The organism is Hydrogenophaga sp. BPS33 (assembly GCF_009859475.1).
Lineage (GTDB): Bacteria > Pseudomonadota > Gammaproteobacteria > Burkholderiales > Burkholderiaceae_C > Hydrogenophaga.
The window spans coordinates 4,757,430-4,772,079 of record NZ_CP044549.1 but is presented as its reverse complement, the minus strand read 5'-3'; the positions used below and the strand labels follow the sequence as shown (position 1 = coordinate 4,772,079).

The 14,650-nt window shown below is 65.9% G+C and carries 17 protein-coding genes; 12 read left to right on the top strand and 5 right to left on the bottom strand.

Features of this window, described 5'->3' with window-relative positions; genetic code table 11:
• Positions 1–80: 80 nt before the first annotated feature.
• The 5 genes from F9K07_RS21965 to F9K07_RS21945 all read left to right on the top strand — a co-directional run bounded on the left by F9K07_RS21965 (position 81) and on the right by F9K07_RS21945 (position 4,943).
• Positions 81–2,111: a molybdopterin-containing oxidoreductase family protein gene (locus F9K07_RS21965; protein ID WP_159595444.1), complete on the top strand. Its 2,031-nt coding sequence runs from the start codon at positions 81–83 to the stop codon at positions 2,109–2,111.
• 48 nt (positions 2,112–2,159) lie between these two features.
• Positions 2,160–3,158, top strand: coding sequence for a Bug family tripartite tricarboxylate transporter substrate binding protein (locus F9K07_RS21960; protein WP_159595443.1), 999 nt, complete (start codon positions 2,160–2,162; stop codon positions 3,156–3,158).
• Positions 3,155–3,682, top strand: a complete 528-nt coding sequence (locus F9K07_RS21955; RefSeq protein ID WP_159595442.1) for a nuclear transport factor 2 family protein — start codon at positions 3,155–3,157, stop codon at positions 3,680–3,682. Before F9K07_RS21960 ends, F9K07_RS21955 begins: the two co-directional genes overlap by 4 nt.
• A gap of 68 nt (positions 3,683–3,750) precedes the next feature.
• The gene (locus F9K07_RS21950) at positions 3,751–4,524 is read left to right on the top strand and encodes a ferredoxin--NADP reductase (RefSeq protein ID WP_159595441.1); all 774 of its coding nucleotides are present in this window, start codon (positions 3,751–3,753) and stop codon (positions 4,522–4,524) included.
• Positions 4,525–4,529: 5 nt separating this feature from the next.
• On the top strand, positions 4,530–4,943 hold the full coding sequence (locus F9K07_RS21945) for a nuclear transport factor 2 family protein (RefSeq protein ID WP_159595440.1): 414 nt from the start codon (positions 4,530–4,532) through the stop codon (positions 4,941–4,943).
• A 15-nt stretch (positions 4,944–4,958) separates the two neighbouring features.
• On the opposite strand, the gene F9K07_RS21940 is transcribed toward F9K07_RS21945, so the two are convergent.
• From F9K07_RS21940 to F9K07_RS21920, 5 genes are read right to left on the bottom strand one after another with little or no spacing between them, the layout of a single operon-like run.
• Complete coding sequence (locus F9K07_RS21940; protein WP_159595439.1) at positions 4,959–5,897, bottom strand: hydroxymethylglutaryl-CoA lyase; 939 nt, start codon at positions 5,895–5,897, stop codon at positions 4,959–4,961.
• Positions 5,894–7,090, bottom strand: coding sequence for a CaiB/BaiF CoA transferase family protein (locus tag F9K07_RS21935; RefSeq protein WP_159595438.1), 1,197 nt, complete (start codon positions 7,088–7,090; stop codon positions 5,894–5,896). Before F9K07_RS21935 ends, F9K07_RS21940 begins: the two co-directional genes overlap by 4 nt.
• A 14-nt stretch (positions 7,091–7,104) precedes the next feature.
• Positions 7,105–7,716 carry an isochorismatase family protein gene (locus F9K07_RS21930; RefSeq protein ID WP_159595437.1) on the bottom strand — a complete coding sequence of 204 codons (612 nt, stop codon included), beginning with the start codon at positions 7,714–7,716 and terminating at the stop codon, positions 7,105–7,107.
• Positions 7,703–8,362, bottom strand: coding sequence for a GntR family transcriptional regulator (locus F9K07_RS21925; RefSeq protein WP_159595436.1), 660 nt, complete (start codon positions 8,360–8,362; stop codon positions 7,703–7,705). The genes F9K07_RS21930 and F9K07_RS21925 overlap by 14 nt, the downstream gene beginning before the upstream one ends.
• A 14-nt stretch (positions 8,363–8,376) precedes the next feature.
• Positions 8,377–9,120, bottom strand: a complete 744-nt coding sequence (locus tag F9K07_RS21920; RefSeq protein ID WP_159595435.1) for a maleate cis-trans isomerase family protein — start codon at positions 9,118–9,120, stop codon at positions 8,377–8,379.
• A gap of 123 nt (positions 9,121–9,243) precedes the next feature.
• Between F9K07_RS21920 and F9K07_RS21915 the strand changes: the two genes are divergently transcribed.
• From F9K07_RS21915 to F9K07_RS21885, 7 genes are all read left to right on the top strand, one after another.
• Positions 9,244–9,696, top strand: coding sequence for a cupin domain-containing protein (locus F9K07_RS21915; protein ID WP_201451464.1), 453 nt, complete (start codon positions 9,244–9,246; stop codon positions 9,694–9,696).
• A 12-nt stretch (positions 9,697–9,708) separates the two neighbouring features.
• Positions 9,709–10,503: a hypothetical protein gene (locus F9K07_RS21910; RefSeq protein ID WP_159595434.1), complete on the top strand. Its 795-nt coding sequence runs from the start codon at positions 9,709–9,711 to the stop codon at positions 10,501–10,503.
• A gap of 10 nt (positions 10,504–10,513) precedes the next feature.
• Positions 10,514–10,888: an NIPSNAP family protein gene (locus tag F9K07_RS21905; protein ID WP_159595433.1), complete on the top strand. Its 375-nt coding sequence runs from the start codon at positions 10,514–10,516 to the stop codon at positions 10,886–10,888.
• Positions 10,885–11,955 carry a TRAP transporter substrate-binding protein DctP gene (gene dctP, locus F9K07_RS21900; RefSeq protein WP_159595432.1) on the top strand — a complete coding sequence of 357 codons (1,071 nt, stop codon included), beginning with the start codon at positions 10,885–10,887 and terminating at the stop codon, positions 11,953–11,955. Before F9K07_RS21905 ends, dctP begins: the two co-directional genes overlap by 4 nt.
• 6 nt (positions 11,956–11,961) lie before the next feature.
• On the top strand, positions 11,962–12,552 hold the full coding sequence (locus F9K07_RS21895) for a TRAP transporter small permease subunit (RefSeq protein WP_159595431.1): 591 nt from the start codon (positions 11,962–11,964) through the stop codon (positions 12,550–12,552).
• Positions 12,553–13,959, top strand: coding sequence for a TRAP transporter large permease (locus tag F9K07_RS21890; protein ID WP_159595430.1), 1,407 nt, complete (start codon positions 12,553–12,555; stop codon positions 13,957–13,959).
• Positions 13,960–14,068: 109 nt separating this feature from the next.
• Positions 14,069–14,650 (top strand): hypothetical protein, encoded by a 582-nt coding sequence (locus F9K07_RS21885; protein ID WP_159595429.1) that lies wholly within the window; start codon positions 14,069–14,071, stop codon positions 14,648–14,650.

The following is a 14,650-nucleotide window of genomic DNA, read 5'->3' as shown; positions in this document are numbered from 1 at the left end:
GGAGTAAACCCTTGTGGAAAAAGTGGCGGCTTGGCTCAAAATTCACTTTCATTACGATAGTTGAAAATTCTGGAGCACCTGTGAAGACCGAGCACAAGACGTTCTGCCGCTACTGCATTGCCACCTGCGGCATGTTCGTCACGGTGGAGGACGGCGTCGTCACCAAGGTGCGTGGCGACAAGGCCCATCCGCTGTCGCAAGGGCACTCCTGTCCCAAGGGTCTGGCCATGGGGCTGGACCATGCGCATCCCGACCGTTTGAACCGGCCACGCATCCGTGGCGAGGGCGAGGTGGCGTGGGACACCTGGTACGCCTCGGCGGGCGAGGGACTGCGGCGGGTGCGCGAGGCGCACGGCGCGGACGCGATCGCGGTAGTGACCGGCGCCGCACTCAGTTCGGACGCCACCGGGCGCTGGATGACCGACCGCTTCCACAAGGCCCTGGGCAGCCGCAGCCGCTACAGCCACATGACGGTGGACACGCCCTGCAAGCCGCTGGTGTCGCGGCTGGTCGGCGGCACCTATGGGCTCGCGCCCATGTTGGACCACGAGAACGCCACGCTGGTGGTGCTGATCGGCATGAACCCGGTGGTCTCGCATGGGCACTGCAACGCCTTCTGCAACCCGGTGGTGCAGTTGAAGAAGCTGGCCGCGCAAGGCGAGTTGTGGATCATCGACCCCTGCCAGACCGAGTCCACCAAGCTCGCCACCGCGCACGTGGCGCCCGTGCCCGGCACCGAGTACGCGCTGCTGGCGTGGTTGGTGCGCGAGTTGTTGCAAGAGGGCGCGGACATGGACTACCTGGAGCGCCACGCACGCGGTGTGGACGGCCTGCGCGCAGCCGTGCAAAGCTACGACCTGGAGCGCGTGGTGGCACTCACGCAGATCCCCGCCGCGCAGGCCGGGCAACTGCTCGCGGCCATTCGCCGCCACCGCCGCGTGGCCATCCAGACCGGCACCGGGGTCACGTTTGCCGAGACGGCCAACCTCACCGAATGGCTCACCTGGGCGCTGTCCATCGTGACCGGGTCGTACGACACCGAGGGCGGCATGTGGTTCAACCCGGGCTTTTTCTCGCAGATGGACCGCCGCCCGCCCGCGCGCGCGATGGAGACGGCGCCCGAGACGGTGGAGCGCGGCGGCCCCTCGAGCCGGCCCGACATTCCTTCGATCGGTTTCGAGCACCCCGGCGCGGCCCTGTGCGACGAGATCGAGGCCGGCCACGTGCGCGCGGTCGTGCTGATCGGCAACAGCATCCTCACCTCGTACCCCGACGTGGCGCGCACCCGCGCGGCCCTGGCCCAGCTGGACGTGCTGATCGTCGCCGAGCTGCGCGACAACGCCACCACCGCATTGGCCACGCACGTGGCGCCGGTGCTCGGTCCGCTGGAACGCTCCGACGTGAACTTCTACCTCGGCCGGTTGGGCCAGGCCGTGTCGGGCTCCTACACGCCCGCCATCTTCGAACCCAGCGCAGAGCGTCGGCCCATGTGGCAGGTGATGGTGCGCCTGGGCGAGGAACTGGGCCTGCGCGTGGCGCCGAAAGACCTGGACGCGGCCACCGCGCGTAACGACGACATCCTGCGGCTCATGGCCGACCGTGGACGCGTGGATTTCAATGCGCTGCGCGACGCCCCCACGGCCGTGGTGTCGGAGCACGCCACCTTCGGCTGGGTGCGTGAACACATGCTGCCCGGTGGCCGCTGGACGCTCGCGCCCCAACTGCTGGTGGACCAGCTGCGCGCGCGCAGCGAGCACCGCGTGGACGGCCTGCGCATGATTCCGCGCCGCCAGTTCCGCCACTACAACTCGCAACTGGCCGGCATGGCGCTGGTGGGCGGCGGGCGCGACGAGCCCGACATTCTCATGAACCCGGAAGACGCCGCCGCCGCGGGCCTGAACGATGGCATGGCCGCACGCCTCTCCAACGACACCGGCAGCGTGACCGGCACGGTGCGCACGAGCAGCGCCTTGCGCCGGGGCGTGGTCAGTTTTCCGCACGGCTACATCGACGCCAATGTCTGCGCGCTCACCAGCAGCCGCGCGCGCGTCGACCCGCTGACCGGCATGGTCCACCAGGGCGGTATCCCCGTGGATGTCTCGCCAGCCTGAACCTCATCCGCCTCCCCAAGACCGATAACCCCACTGGAGACACGCACCATGGCTTTCAATGCACCTTCACGCCCGCTCAGCCGCCGACACGTGCTGGCCTGGTCCGCGCTCGCGGCCAGTGGCCTGGCGCGTGGACCCGCCGCCGCGCAGACCGCCTGGCCCAGCCAGCCGATCAAGCTGGTCGTGCCGTTCGCGGCCGGTGGCGGCGGCGACGCCTTGGGCCGCCTGCTGGCCGACGGGTTGCGCCCGGTGTTCAACCAGCCCATCGTGGTGGAGAACAAGCCCGGTGCGAGCACCATCATCGCCAGCGAATACGTGGCGCGCGCCGCGCCCGATGGCCACACCATCCTGCTCAACAACCAGGCCTTGCTGCTCAACGCGTTTCTCAACGACACGCTGCCCTACAAGCCGCTGGACGATTTCGCGCCCGTGGCCGAAATGGTGAAGGCGCAGTTGTGGATGGGCGTGAGCACCGCGCGCACCGACGCCACCACGGTCGCCGAACTCATCGCACACATGAAGCGCGATCCGCAAATGCGCTTCTATGCCTCGGCCAGCAAGGGCTCGCTGGGCCACCTCATGGGCTTCAACCTCGCCGAGACCGCGGGACTGAGCCTGGAACACGTGCTCTACAAGGGCGCGACACCGGCGGCGACCGATCTCGGGGCCGGCCAGATACCGATGGCCATTCTCGATCTCGCCGGCATCAAGCCCATGGTGGACGCGGGCAAGGTCAGGCTCATCGCCGTCTCGGGCGCGGCGCGCTCCAAAGCCATGCCCCAGGTACCGACCTTCGGCGAATCGGGCTACCCGGGTTTCACCACGTATTCGTGGGCCGGCCTGTTCATGCCCGCGAAGACACCGCCGCAAGTGGTCAAACGCGTGGCCGACGAGACCATGAAGGTGCTGGCGCAACCGAGCGTCGTCGAGAAACTGTTCGCCATGGGCTACGACCCCGGTACGCTCACCGAAGCCCGGTTCGCCGAACTCGGACGCAACGACTCGGCACAACTGGGCGCGCTGATCAAGCGCAGCGGCCTCAAGTGACGGACCCCGTGCAGGCGCTGCTGGACAAGCAGGCCATCACCGAGGTGTTCTACCGTTACGCGCGTGCCTCGGACCGGGGCGACCTGGACCTCATGCGCGCCTGCTTCCACCCCGACGCCGTGCGCGACGAAGGGCACACGCGCCTGCCCATGGCCGAGTACATCGAGAAGTGGGCCGCGCTGATCGTGCATCCGGCGCGCGTGGTGACGCATTCGCTGAGCAACGTGCTGATCGAGATCGATGGCGACGCCGCGCACGCCGAGGCGCACGTGCTGAACTTCACCCGCTTGAAGAAGGACGGCGAGAAGTTCGACACACTCACCATGTCGCGTTTCGTGGACCGCTTCGAGCGGCGCGGCGGCGAATGGCGCATCGCGGTGCACCGCGTCGCCTACGACTGGAACCACGAGATGCCGTTCACCGAGACCTGGGGGCGCGGCCTGGTGGCTCCCGCGCCAGAGAAGCTGGTGCGCGGCCGGCGCAAGCCCGACGATCTGCTCTACACCGCCCGACCACAGATATGAGCGCAGCGCCGGGCCGTTCCCAAGCAAGCTCGCACCGCAGCCCGCAGCCCGCAGGGCGAAGGTACTCCATGAGCGCCTTCAGCGAAGAAAAGGTGCTGTCCGTCCACCACTGGACGGACCGCCTGTTCACCTTCACCACCACGCGCGATGAGAGTCTGCGCTTCTCCAACGGCCACTTCACCATGCTGGGTCTGCGTGTGGACGGCAAGCCGCTGTTGCGCGCCTACAGCATCGTCAGCCCCAACCACGAGGTGTACCTGGAGTTCCTCAGCATCAAAGTGGAAGACGGACCGCTCACCTCGCGCCTGCAGCACGTGCAGGTGGGCGACACGGTCATCGTCGGCCGCAAGCCCACCGGCACGCTGTTGATCGACTACCTGCTGCCGGGCCGCCGCCTCTACCTCGTCGGCACGGGCACCGGCCTGGCGCCTTTCATGAGCATCATCCGCGACCCCGACACCTACGAGAAATACGAACAGGTGGTGCTGGTGCACGGCGTGCGCCAGGTGGATGAGCTCGCGTACCACGACCTGGTGACCGACCACCTGCCGCGGCACGAACTGCTGGGCGAGACGATCGCGAACCAGCTGCTGTACTACCCCACCGTCACGCGCGAGGTGTTCCGCAACCAGGGGCGCGTCACCGAGTTGATCGAGACGGACAAGCTCAGTGCCGACCTGGGGTTGCCGCCGCTCGATCCAGCCGAAGACCGCGTCATGCTGTGCGGCAGTCCGGGCCTGCTGGCGGACCTCAAGCACATCCTGGAGGGGCGGGGCTTTCGTGAGGGAAACACCAGCACGCCGGGTGACTTCGTCATCGAGCGCGCCTTCGCCGAGAAATGAACACCATGTCGCCATCCCATCTGGACACCTTCCACCGCTACATGGACGCGGTGCACCGGCGCGACGCCGACGCGCTGATCGCCGAGCTGCACGACGACGTCGAGTACCGCAACATGCCCTACGACCGCGTGATGCGCAAGCAGGACCGGCGCAAGTTCTTCGAGTGGTTCGGCAAGGGCATGAGCAACCACCACCTCACGGTGCTCAACCTGTTGTGCCAGGGCGATGTGCTGGTCTGCGAAGGCGTGGAGAGTTACGACAAGAACGGCCACCACGTGACGCTGCCGTACACCTCGGTGATCGAGTTCAAGGACGGCAAGATGTTTCGCCAGCGCGACTACTTCGACGCGCGCAGCATCGAGGTGCAGCTGGGATTGACGCCGCCACCAGAAACATCCCGGCGCGCGCCAGCCGCCTGACGAACTCCGTGATGCTCAGCGGGTGGTGGCGCCTTTTGCGCCGTCGCGCGCATGCGCCTGTTGCCGGCGCAACCAGGCCATGGAACGTCCGCCCAGCGGACGCTGCAAGACGTCCTGCGCCAGATCGATCGCCTGTAGCAGGCCGGGGAGCGACACGCCGGTGGAAAAGCCGCTGCGCTCGGCCAGCAGCACCAGGTCTTCGGTGGCGAGGTTGCCCGCCGCACCGGGTGCGAACGGGCAGCCGCCGATGCCGCCCACACTGGCGTCGAAGCGGCGGATGCCGGCCTCCAGCGCGGCCCAGGCGTTGGCGGCGCCCATGCCGCGCGTGTCGTGGAAATGCACCGCGAGCTGGTCGGCCGCCATGGCTTGGGTGAGCGCGTTCAGGCGCTCCTTGACCATGCCGGGAGAGGCGGCCCCGATGGTGTCGGCGATCACGACTTCGTGGGCGCCGGCCTCGGCCATGCGCCGCGACAGCGCGATGACACGCTCCAGCGGTGTCTCACCTTCGAAGGGGCAGTCGAACGCCACCGCCACGTAGGCGCGTGTGCGAAGGCCTAGCGCCAGCGCCGCTTGCAGGGTCTGCTCGCTCACCGCGGTGGCCTCGTCCAGGCCCATGTTGATGTTCTTGCGGTTCATGGTCTCGGTGGCCGAGAGCACCACCGCGATCTCGCGCGCTCCCGCGGCATGCGCGCGCTCGAGCCCCTTGAGATTGGGCACCAGCACGGAGCTGCGCAAGGCGCCAAACCGGTCGAGCACCTGCGGCAGCAGTTCGGCCGCATCGGCCATCTGGGGTACGGCCTTGGGCGAGACGAAGCTGGTGATCTCCACGCTGTTCACACCGGCGGCCACCAGGCGTTCCACCAGCGCAAGCTTCTGCGCCGTGGAAACCGGCACCGCCTGGTTCTGCAGACCGTCGCGGGGGGCGACGTCGGTGATGTGGATGCGCTCCATCATCCCACCGCGCCAGCGGCGCGCAGCGCGGCCACTTGTTGCGCGTCATAGCCCATCAGTTCGTGCAGCACGCGATCGGTATCGCGGCCCAGCGTGGGCGGCGCGGTCCACTCGCCTGGCTGGGCGGCCGAGAGCTTGATCGGATTTCCCGGCATCGGCAGCACCTCGCCGGTGTGCAGGGTGACGTCTTTCACCATCTCGCGCGCGCGCACCTGGGCGTCGGACAAGGCCTGCGCGAAGTTGTTGACGGGTGCACACGGAATGCGCGCTTCCTGCAGGCGGGCCACCCAATGCACCGTGGGCTGCTGGCGGAACTGCTCGGTGATCAAGGCGTCGATGCGCGCCTTGGCGGCGTAGCGCGCTGGCTGCTTTTTCAGGGCGGGGGCTTGCAGCTCGGGAATGCCACTGAAGGCGGCGAAGCGTTCGAAGAAGGCGTCGCCGATGCAGGCCACGATGACATGACCGTCAGAGGTGGGGTAGCAGTTGTAGGGCACGTGCACGAAGTGGCCATTGCCGATGCCTTCGGGCACGTGGCCCGACATGAGGTGCATCGTGGCCATGTAGTTGAGCATGGAGATCTGCACGTCCAGCATCGACACGTCCACATGCTGACCCAAGCCGGTGCGCTCGCGTTCGGCCAGGGCGGACAACACGCCGATGGCGCCGAAGAGTCCGCCGCCGAGGTCGCCAATGGGAATGCCGCTGCGCACGGGGCCGGTTTCGGGCGTGCCGGTGATGGACATGCCGCCGCCCATGGCCTGCACCACCTGGTCGAAAGCGGGCCGCTGCGTGTCGGGGCCTGTTTCGCCAAAACCCGTGACGCTGCAGGTGACGATGCGCGGGTTCACCGCCGCGAGCGTTGCATGGTCGATGCCCAGGCGCTGCGGCACGCCGACGCTGAAGTTGTCGAACACCACGTCGGCATGGCGCACCAGATCGAGAAAAACGGCGCGCCCGCCCTCGCTCTTGAGGTCGATGCAGACGCTGTGCTTGTTGCGATTGAGCGTGAGGAAATAGGCCCCCATGCCATGGCGCGAATAGTCCGGGTCGTGCTCCAGCAGGCGGCGCGTGCCTTCGCCCGAACCGGGAGGCTCCACTTTGATCGTGCGTGCGCCCAGGTCGGCCAGCAGCATGGTGCCGTAAGGCCCCGAGAGCATGTGGGTCAGGTCGAGGACGGTGATGTGTTCGAGTGCCATGGGTCGAAGGGTGTTCAGGAAAGAGAGGTCTGGACCTGGGCCAGGGTGCGCACATCGGCGTATTTCGCGTCCAGGTCGAACAGGTTGGCTTCGTGAGGCGCCGGTTGGCGGTCGCCGCAGGCATCGCCCACCACCACCGGCATGAAGCCGTGCTGGATGGCATCGACCGCGCTAGCGCGCACGCAGCCGCTGGTGCTCATGCCTGCGATCAACACGGCGTCGACGCCTTGTGCCCGCAGCAGGCTCGCCAGCGAGGTACCGAAGAAGGCGCTGGCGTATTGCTTGGTGACCACGGGTTCGTCGTCGCGCGGGGCCACCGCGGGCACGAAGGCGGCGAGCGGATGGCCTTCGCAGAACACGCGCAGGGCCGGGATCTTTCGGAAGAAGACGCCGCCGTCCAGACCGTCCGCGCGGTAGCTCACGCGCGTGTGGCACACCAGCATCCGTCGCGCGCGAGCCCAGGCCAGCAGGCGCGCGGCCTGCTCGGCCACCGCGGGGCAGTTGGCGAACAAGGGCGAATCCGGCATGAAGTAGGCCTGCGCGAAGTCGATCATCAACAACGCCTGGCGGCTGCCATATCCCACGGAGGCGCCGAAGGCGCTGGAAGTGGCCTCAGGCGTTGTCATGGAGCTTCTCCGCGAGCAGGGTCTGCTTGGCCGAGTGGATGTGGCTGCTCATCACGCTTTGCGCCCATGCGCTGTCCCGGGTCTGGAAGGCGTCGATGAGTTCGCGGTGATGGCCGAAGCTGCGCGCCAGCCGCTTGCTGGTGTACTGGCGGAAGGTCTGCTGCACGATGGGCACCTCGATCGCGCTGGCCAGCATGGACACCAGCCGTTCGTTGCGGCTGGCCTGGGCGACGATGCGGTGGAACTCGCGGTTGAGCCGACCGATGCGCGCAGTGTTCTCCGTGCCGATGTCGGGCCCGTTGCGTTCGATGTCGTCCTGGATGCGCACCAGCTCCGCCAGCTCTTCGGCGGTGATGCGTGTGGCGGCATATCCGGCGATTTCGCTTTCGATCAACACCCGAAGCTCGAAAATCTGGCGCATTTCTTCGGCCGACCACTCGCGTACCACGGTGCCGCTGTTGGGCTTGAAACGCGCGAAGCCATCGGCGACCAGTTGGCGCATGGCCTCGCGCACGGGAGTGCGAGAGGTGTTGAATTCGGCCGCGACCTGCTGCTCGGTGATGCGGCCTCCGGGCGGGTAGCGGCCATCGATGATCTTTTCCTTGATGGCGCCGTAGATACGCCCTGCAACGGTTTCCATGGTCATGCTCGCGGCTACTTTCAGTGTCGTTCCAGCAGAGCGCCGAAGCCGCTCACCCGATCGGTGATGCCGGACTCGCGCAGCGCGTGCCAATAGATGGCGGTGTTGATGGCGACCACCGGGCGTTTGAGCCAGATCTCCGCGCTGGCCGCCAGACGCGCCATCGCCAGGTTGGTGCCGACCTGCACGATACCGTCGATATCGTCGCCGTCCACTTCGATCAGGGCGTCGCGCAGCTCGGTCTCTGTCACGTGAGCGATCTTCACCGGGCTCTCGCACTTCAGGCCCTTGATGCGTCGGACCTCGAATCCCGATTCCTCGAAAAAACGCAGCACGTTGCGGTCACCCACGGGCTGGTAGGGCGTGATCACACCCAGGCGCCGCATTCCCAAGGCGGCGAACGCGGCGGCACAGGCTTCGGAGCCCATGGAAACCGGCAGCTTCGTGCGCTCTTCCAGGTGCTTTTTCAGATCGCGGCTGGCCTTGAGGCCATCCCAGAACGTTTCGGCGGAAATGCCCAGCACCAGGCGGTCGGGTTCGCAGGACATCACGGCGTCCACCGCTTCGTCCTGGGCATCGGCGATCAGGGTGATCAGGCGTTGGAAATCGGCGTCGCCGTTCAACGCGATGTTGGGAATGCGGATGCGGCTGATGTGGTTCGTGACGCCGACCGGGCGCATGGCATCGAACTCGGGTTGCACGCTGGTGTTGGTGGAGGGAATGAGGACGGCGAACTTCTGCCGCCAGCCGAGTGAGTCGCCCAAAGTGTTCTCCTGAGACGTCGGAAAATTTGGTCGAATTGTACACAATCAAGTTCCGTTTTGATGTGGTTCAAGGGAGTATGAAAAGCGATTTCAAAAAAATCGCCGTTGATTGTCGACAATTGAATGCATCGCTGTTACGCTGCGGGCTTCTGCAATCCGATGCACGACACCACGATGACCACGGCAACCGACCCCCGCTACATCGCGCCCACCGCGAGCTTTTTCACCACCCTGGCGGCCATCGCGCCCGAGCGCCTTGCCGCCGTCGAGGGCGTCAAGCCCAAGGGCGTCGTCGAAGTGCGACGCGCCATGGTGGGTGAGGACATCCTCATGCTCCACGTGCTGCGCGAGAAGGGCTTGATCGATCCGGTGCACCAGCACGACGACCACGAGACCGTGGCCTACCTGATCCGCGGCAAGCTCCGTCTGGTGATCGGGGGCGAGGAGTTCATCGCAGGCCCGGGCACCTCCTGGCGGCATCCCCGTGGTGTGCCGCACTTCAGCGAGGCGCTGGAGGACTGCGAGCAGCTCGAGATCAAATCGCCGGTCCGCAAGACCTGGGTGTCGCAGGATTGAGGAGCGCAAGCCATGGCCTCCACCGCACCCACCTGGACCACCGAAGGCGAGCACGGGCTGACGCAGGACAACCTGCGCCTGTTGCTGGACAACCGGATCGCGGTGATCCGCATCCCCGGATTTGCCACGCTCGCCGAGTGCAAGAGCTTCACCGAAGCCGCGCGCACCGGGAACATCAAGTACTACAGCGTGGCCAAGCGCATTGGCTACATCGGCATGGCGCAGTTCGAGTACCGCTGGGGACGGCAGAAGGAAGACTTCTTCGCCGCCGTTCCCCAGGCGGATCGCGATCTGGTCGACGTCGTGCAACGCTGCACGTTCGATCCCCTGCAGCGCCTGATCGACCGCTTGCAGGCGGTGTGGCCGAACCCGGTGCACGTGGCACGGGAAGATCTCGGTTCATACTACGCGGGCATCATCCGCTTCGCCGGCGAAGGGGTGGATCTGCATGTGGACTGGGCGCCGGTGAACTCGCCGCACTACGCCATCGGCCGCATCGACGGCCAGCTGGGCTGGAACTTCTTTGCCGAAGAATTGCAGTCCGGCGGTGAGACGACGGTGCACAACGCACCGTGGGACCCGGAGGTGGACGAGGAAGAAATTCCGCAGAGCTACGGACTCTCACGCGAACTGGTCGAAGGAGCGCCCAAGGCGGTGTACAAGGCCTCGGCCGGAGACGTGGTCATCTTCAACACCCGCAATCCGCACGAGATCGCGGGCGGCACGCCCCAGCCGGGCGGAAGCCGCATCTCCATCGGATCGTTTGTCGGGCGCATGCCTGATGGCGAACTGGTGCTCTGGTCGTGAGGCGCGCGCCATGATCGTCGAATCCCGCACCTACGTCTTGCATCCGGGTCAAGTGGCACGCTTCATGCAGCTCATGGCCGAGAGTGGCATCGAGATCGAGAAGCGCCATCTGGGCGGTCTTCTGGGTTTCTATTCCACCGAATTCGGATCGATCAACAAGGTGATGCACCTCTGGGCGTTCGAGTCGCACGACGAGCGAACGCGGCGGCGGCGAAACCTCTACGCGGACCCGCAATGGCAGGCCTTCGTGCCGACCGTGTTGCCACTCATCAGGGATATGCACAACGAAATCTTGGTTCCCGCGCCGTTTTCTCCGCCGATCGCACTGGCGGCGGACAACGCCAGCGACGGGATGGGCCCCACCTCAACGGACGTACGCACATGAAGCACCTCAAAACCCTTCTCCCGCTTGCCTTCGCCGCCACCTTGCTGCCCGGCGCAGCCATTGCCCAGCTCGCGCCGGGACCCAAAGTGGTGATCCAGGCCGTGACGCAGGCCACGCCCACGCTGCCGCAATACACCCGCGTGGACCAGCCAATCCTGCGCGATGGTTTGGCCAAAGCCTCCAACGGGCGCATCGAAGTGGTGCTCTCGACCTGGCCGGAGCGCAACGTGTCCGGCCCCGAAGTGCTGCGTCTGGTGCGATCGGGCCAGATCGACATCTCCACCTCGCCGCTCACGACGGTGTCGGGCGATGTGCCCATTCTCGATGGCATCGATCTGGCCGGCTTGAGCACCGACATCCACAAGGCGCGCCGCATCGCCGACGGCATGATGCCGCTGGCCAACAAGGAGCTGCAGCGCCTGGGTATCAAGCTGGTGGCAACCTTTCCGTTCACGGCTCAAATGTTCTATTGCCGCAAGCCGATCAACAGCCTGAACGACTTGAAGGGCCTGCGCATCCGCACCAACGGCCCGTCGACCTCCGATCTGCTCAAGGGCATTGGCGCGCAGCCGGTCTCGATAGCCTTCGGCGAGGTCTACACCGCGTTGGAACGCGGCACGCTGGACTGCAGCGTGTCTGGCGCGAGCGCGGGCAGCAGCGCCAACTGGGCCGAGGTCAGTTCGCACCTGTATTCTCTGCCGCTGTCGTGGTCGGTGGCCGGATACTTCGTCAACCTGGCCTGGTGGGAGAAGCTCGATCCGGGTGTTCGCGCGCTCATGGAAAAGACCTTTGCCGATGTGCAGAACGCGCAGTGGGCGCTCGGCCTGGAGGCCAACACCGATGGCATCGCCTGCAACGTGGGACGCAATGCCGACTGCAAGATCCACAAGCCGGTGCGCAAGCCGATGGTGGAGAACAAGCCGCAGGCCGAAGCCATCCAAACCGTTCACCAGCAACTCACCGAATCGGTGCTGCCGGGCTGGTTCAAGCGCTGCGGGGACAAGTGCCTGGCCGCTTACAAGGAAGTGATCGCGCCGGTGACCGGCATCCCCTACACACCGCGTTGAGCAAGCATGCTGCGTCTCATCACCTGGCTCAGCAGCCATGCGCTGACCGTCGCGGGGTTTGCCTATCTGGCGATCACGCTACTGATCTGTTTTGACGTCGTGGGTCGGCGCTTGCTCGGCTTCTCCACCGAATCCACCACCGAGCTCACCGGCTATCTCATGGCAGCCGCGATGAGTTGGGGTCTGGCCGGCACGCTCATCGAACGCGCCCATGTGCGCATCGATGTGCTGGTACAGAAGACACCCCTGTCGGTGCGTGTGTGGCTGCACGGCGTGGCGATTGCCGCGCTGCTGATTTTCGGCGCGTTCATGGCCTGGGGCGCGCTGCTCCTGGTGAAAGACACCTACGAGATCGGCGCGACCGATCTGTCGATCTGGCATATCCCCTTGGCCATTCCTCAGGGTGTCTGGGCTGCGGGCTTCGCGTTGTTGCTGCTCGGGGTGCTGGCGCTCATCGCGCGCGCCGCTTCGCTCATGTGCAATCGCGATTACGACGGTATCGACCGACTGCTCGTGGCGCGCAGCTACGTGGACGAAGCCACGGAAACGTTGGAAGCGGTCGGGCAGGGCCGTGGTGTGGACAACAAGGGTTTGTAAATGCTGGCCATTGGATTCATTGTCATCGTGGGCCTGGTGGTGGGCATCGCGTCTCTTTTTGGTGCTGCGCCCAATGCCGGTGCCGCCGCCAGCGCGGCCACCGCGGTCCCCTGGTGGGCGCTGGGGGCGGTGCTCGCGGCTTTCGTGGTGTTTTTCGGGGGTGGCGTGTACGTGGGCGCCGCACTCGGTCTGTTGGGCCTGCTGGCAGGCTTTGGCCTGTCAGACCGGCCGTTCTGGAATTCCATCGGCGACATGCTGTGGGCGCCGTCGAACAATTTCGTGCTGGTCTCGGTGCCCCTGTTTCTGCTGATGGGTGAGGTGATGTTGCGTGCGGGCATCTCCGAGAAGCTCTACCGCACGCTCAACATTTGGATGGGACGCATGCCGGGCGGCATGCTGCACACCAATATTGCATCCTGCAGCGTGTTCTCGGCCATCGCCGGATCGAGCGTGGCCACGGCGGCGACCATGGGCTCCGTGGCCCTGCCGTACTTCGAGAAGAGCCGCTACTCACCCAAGATGGTGCTGGGATCCCTGGCCGCCGGCGGCGCCCTGGGCAACCTCATTCCGCCCGGCATCACCTTCATCATCTATGGCCTGATCACCGAGACCTCCGTGGGCGATCTCTACCTGGCGGCGGTGGGGCCGAGCCTGCTCGTGATCCTGTTGTTCACGGCGGTGATCCTGATCCACAGCCGGAACAAAAGCTACGAAGACACGGACGAGAAGCAGCGCGTCGACTGGCGGCACCGCATCGCGTCGCTGGCGGATCTGTTGCCCACCGTCATCCTGATCGCGCTGGTGCTCGGCTCGATCTACGCCGGCTGGGCCACGCCCACCGAATCGGCGGCCCTGGGCGTGGCGGGCGCGGTTGTCATCTCACTGGTCGACCGCAAGCTCAAGTGGTCGATGATGATGGACTCGATGCGCGCCACGGCGCGCACGACCTCCATGATCGCGCTCATCCTCTACGGTGCGTATTTCCTGAACTACATCCTGTCCTCGCTCGGCGTGCCGCAGATGCTCGCAAAGTTCCTCACCGAACTGCCGCTGCCAGGATGGGGCGTCATGCTGATCATCATCTGCTTCTACCTGGCCATGGGCACGTTCATGGAAGGCATGGCGATGGTGATCACCACCATCCCGCTGATCTTTCCCGTGGTGGTGGCGCTGGGCTACGACCCGATCTGGTTCGGTGTCGTGATCACCATGTTGGTGGAGATCGCGATGATCAGCCCACCCGACGGCACGGTGCTCTACGTGCTGCAAGGCATGCGACGACAAGCCGGGCCCATCACCGACGTGTTTTCGGGTGTGATGCCGTTCATGCTGGTCTACATTCTGGCGGTGTGCCTGCTGCTGGTGTTCCCGGACATCGCGATGTGGCTGGTGACGGCGAACCGGTGAGCGGGGGCTTCGGCGAAAATCTGTCTCGCGCCGGGGGTGAAACATTTGCGAACACCCTTTCGACCCCGGTGCGGGCAGACTTGCTGCTGATCCGTTTTCCAGGAAGCCCATGAAACCCATTTCCCTCGTTCTTTCGCTGAGCGCTGCGGCCCTCGTGTGCACCGCTGCCGTGGCACAGACCACCACACCCAAGCCTGCCGCCGCCAAGTCCGCTGCGAAAACGCAGACCACCAAGCGCGCGCCCCTGGCGCGCTCCGCCGCCAAGGCCGTGGAAGAGGTGACGCCGATCGAGGAGGACAGCAATGTCTCTCTCTCAGAGGCCGATCTGGCGGTTGCGCAACGCGTGTACCTGGGTGCGATTCCGTGCGAGCTCGGTGCTTCCGTGAAGATCGAGCCCGCCAAGCGCCAAGGGTTCTTCATCGTCCGCGTGAAGAACCAGCGCGGCGGCTACTACATGCACCCGGTGGAAAGCCGCACCGGCGCCATCCGCCTGGAAGACCCCAAGCGCGGTGCCATGTGGCTGCAGCTGGGCAACAAGTCCATGCTCATGAGCCAGAAGCTGGGCGCGCGCCTGGCCGACGAATGCATGAGCCCCGAGCAGCTCACGATGGCCGACGAGATGAAGCGCAACCCGCCCAAGAGCTTGCTGGAGCCCTTGGATCCTTCGTCCACGCCGCCAATCAAGAACTGA

Excerpts from the sequence above, each read along its gene's own strand:
- F9K07_RS21960 (WP_159595443.1), top strand. The coding sequence starts at position 2,160 with ATGGCTTTCAATGCACCTTCACGCCCGCTCAGCCGCCGACACGTGCTG.
- F9K07_RS21950 (WP_159595441.1), top strand. The coding sequence starts at position 3,751 with ATGAGCGCCTTCAGCGAAGAAAAGGTGCTGTCCGTCCACCACTGGACG.
- F9K07_RS21945 (WP_159595440.1), top strand. The coding sequence starts at position 4,530 with ATGTCGCCATCCCATCTGGACACCTTCCACCGCTACATGGACGCGGTG.
- F9K07_RS21940 (WP_159595439.1), bottom strand. The coding sequence starts at position 5,897 with ATGATGGAGCGCATCCACATCACCGACGTCGCCCCCCGCGACGGTCTG.
- F9K07_RS21935 (WP_159595438.1), bottom strand. The coding sequence starts at position 7,090 with ATGGCACTCGAACACATCACCGTCCTCGACCTGACCCACATGCTCTCG.
- F9K07_RS21930 (WP_159595437.1), bottom strand. The coding sequence starts at position 7,716 with ATGACAACGCCTGAGGCCACTTCCAGCGCCTTCGGCGCCTCCGTGGGA.
- F9K07_RS21925 (WP_159595436.1), bottom strand. The coding sequence starts at position 8,362 with ATGACCATGGAAACCGTTGCAGGGCGTATCTACGGCGCCATCAAGGAA.
- F9K07_RS21915 (WP_201451464.1), top strand. The coding sequence starts at position 9,244 with ATGCATCGCTGTTACGCTGCGGGCTTCTGCAATCCGATGCACGACACC.
- F9K07_RS21910 (WP_159595434.1), top strand. The coding sequence starts at position 9,709 with ATGGCCTCCACCGCACCCACCTGGACCACCGAAGGCGAGCACGGGCTG.
- F9K07_RS21905 (WP_159595433.1), top strand. The coding sequence starts at position 10,514 with ATGATCGTCGAATCCCGCACCTACGTCTTGCATCCGGGTCAAGTGGCA.
- dctP (WP_159595432.1), top strand. The coding sequence starts at position 10,885 with ATGAAGCACCTCAAAACCCTTCTCCCGCTTGCCTTCGCCGCCACCTTG.
- F9K07_RS21895 (WP_159595431.1), top strand. The coding sequence starts at position 11,962 with ATGCTGCGTCTCATCACCTGGCTCAGCAGCCATGCGCTGACCGTCGCG.
- F9K07_RS21890 (WP_159595430.1), top strand. The coding sequence starts at position 12,553 with ATGCTGGCCATTGGATTCATTGTCATCGTGGGCCTGGTGGTGGGCATC.
- F9K07_RS21885 (WP_159595429.1), top strand. The coding sequence starts at position 14,069 with ATGAAACCCATTTCCCTCGTTCTTTCGCTGAGCGCTGCGGCCCTCGTG.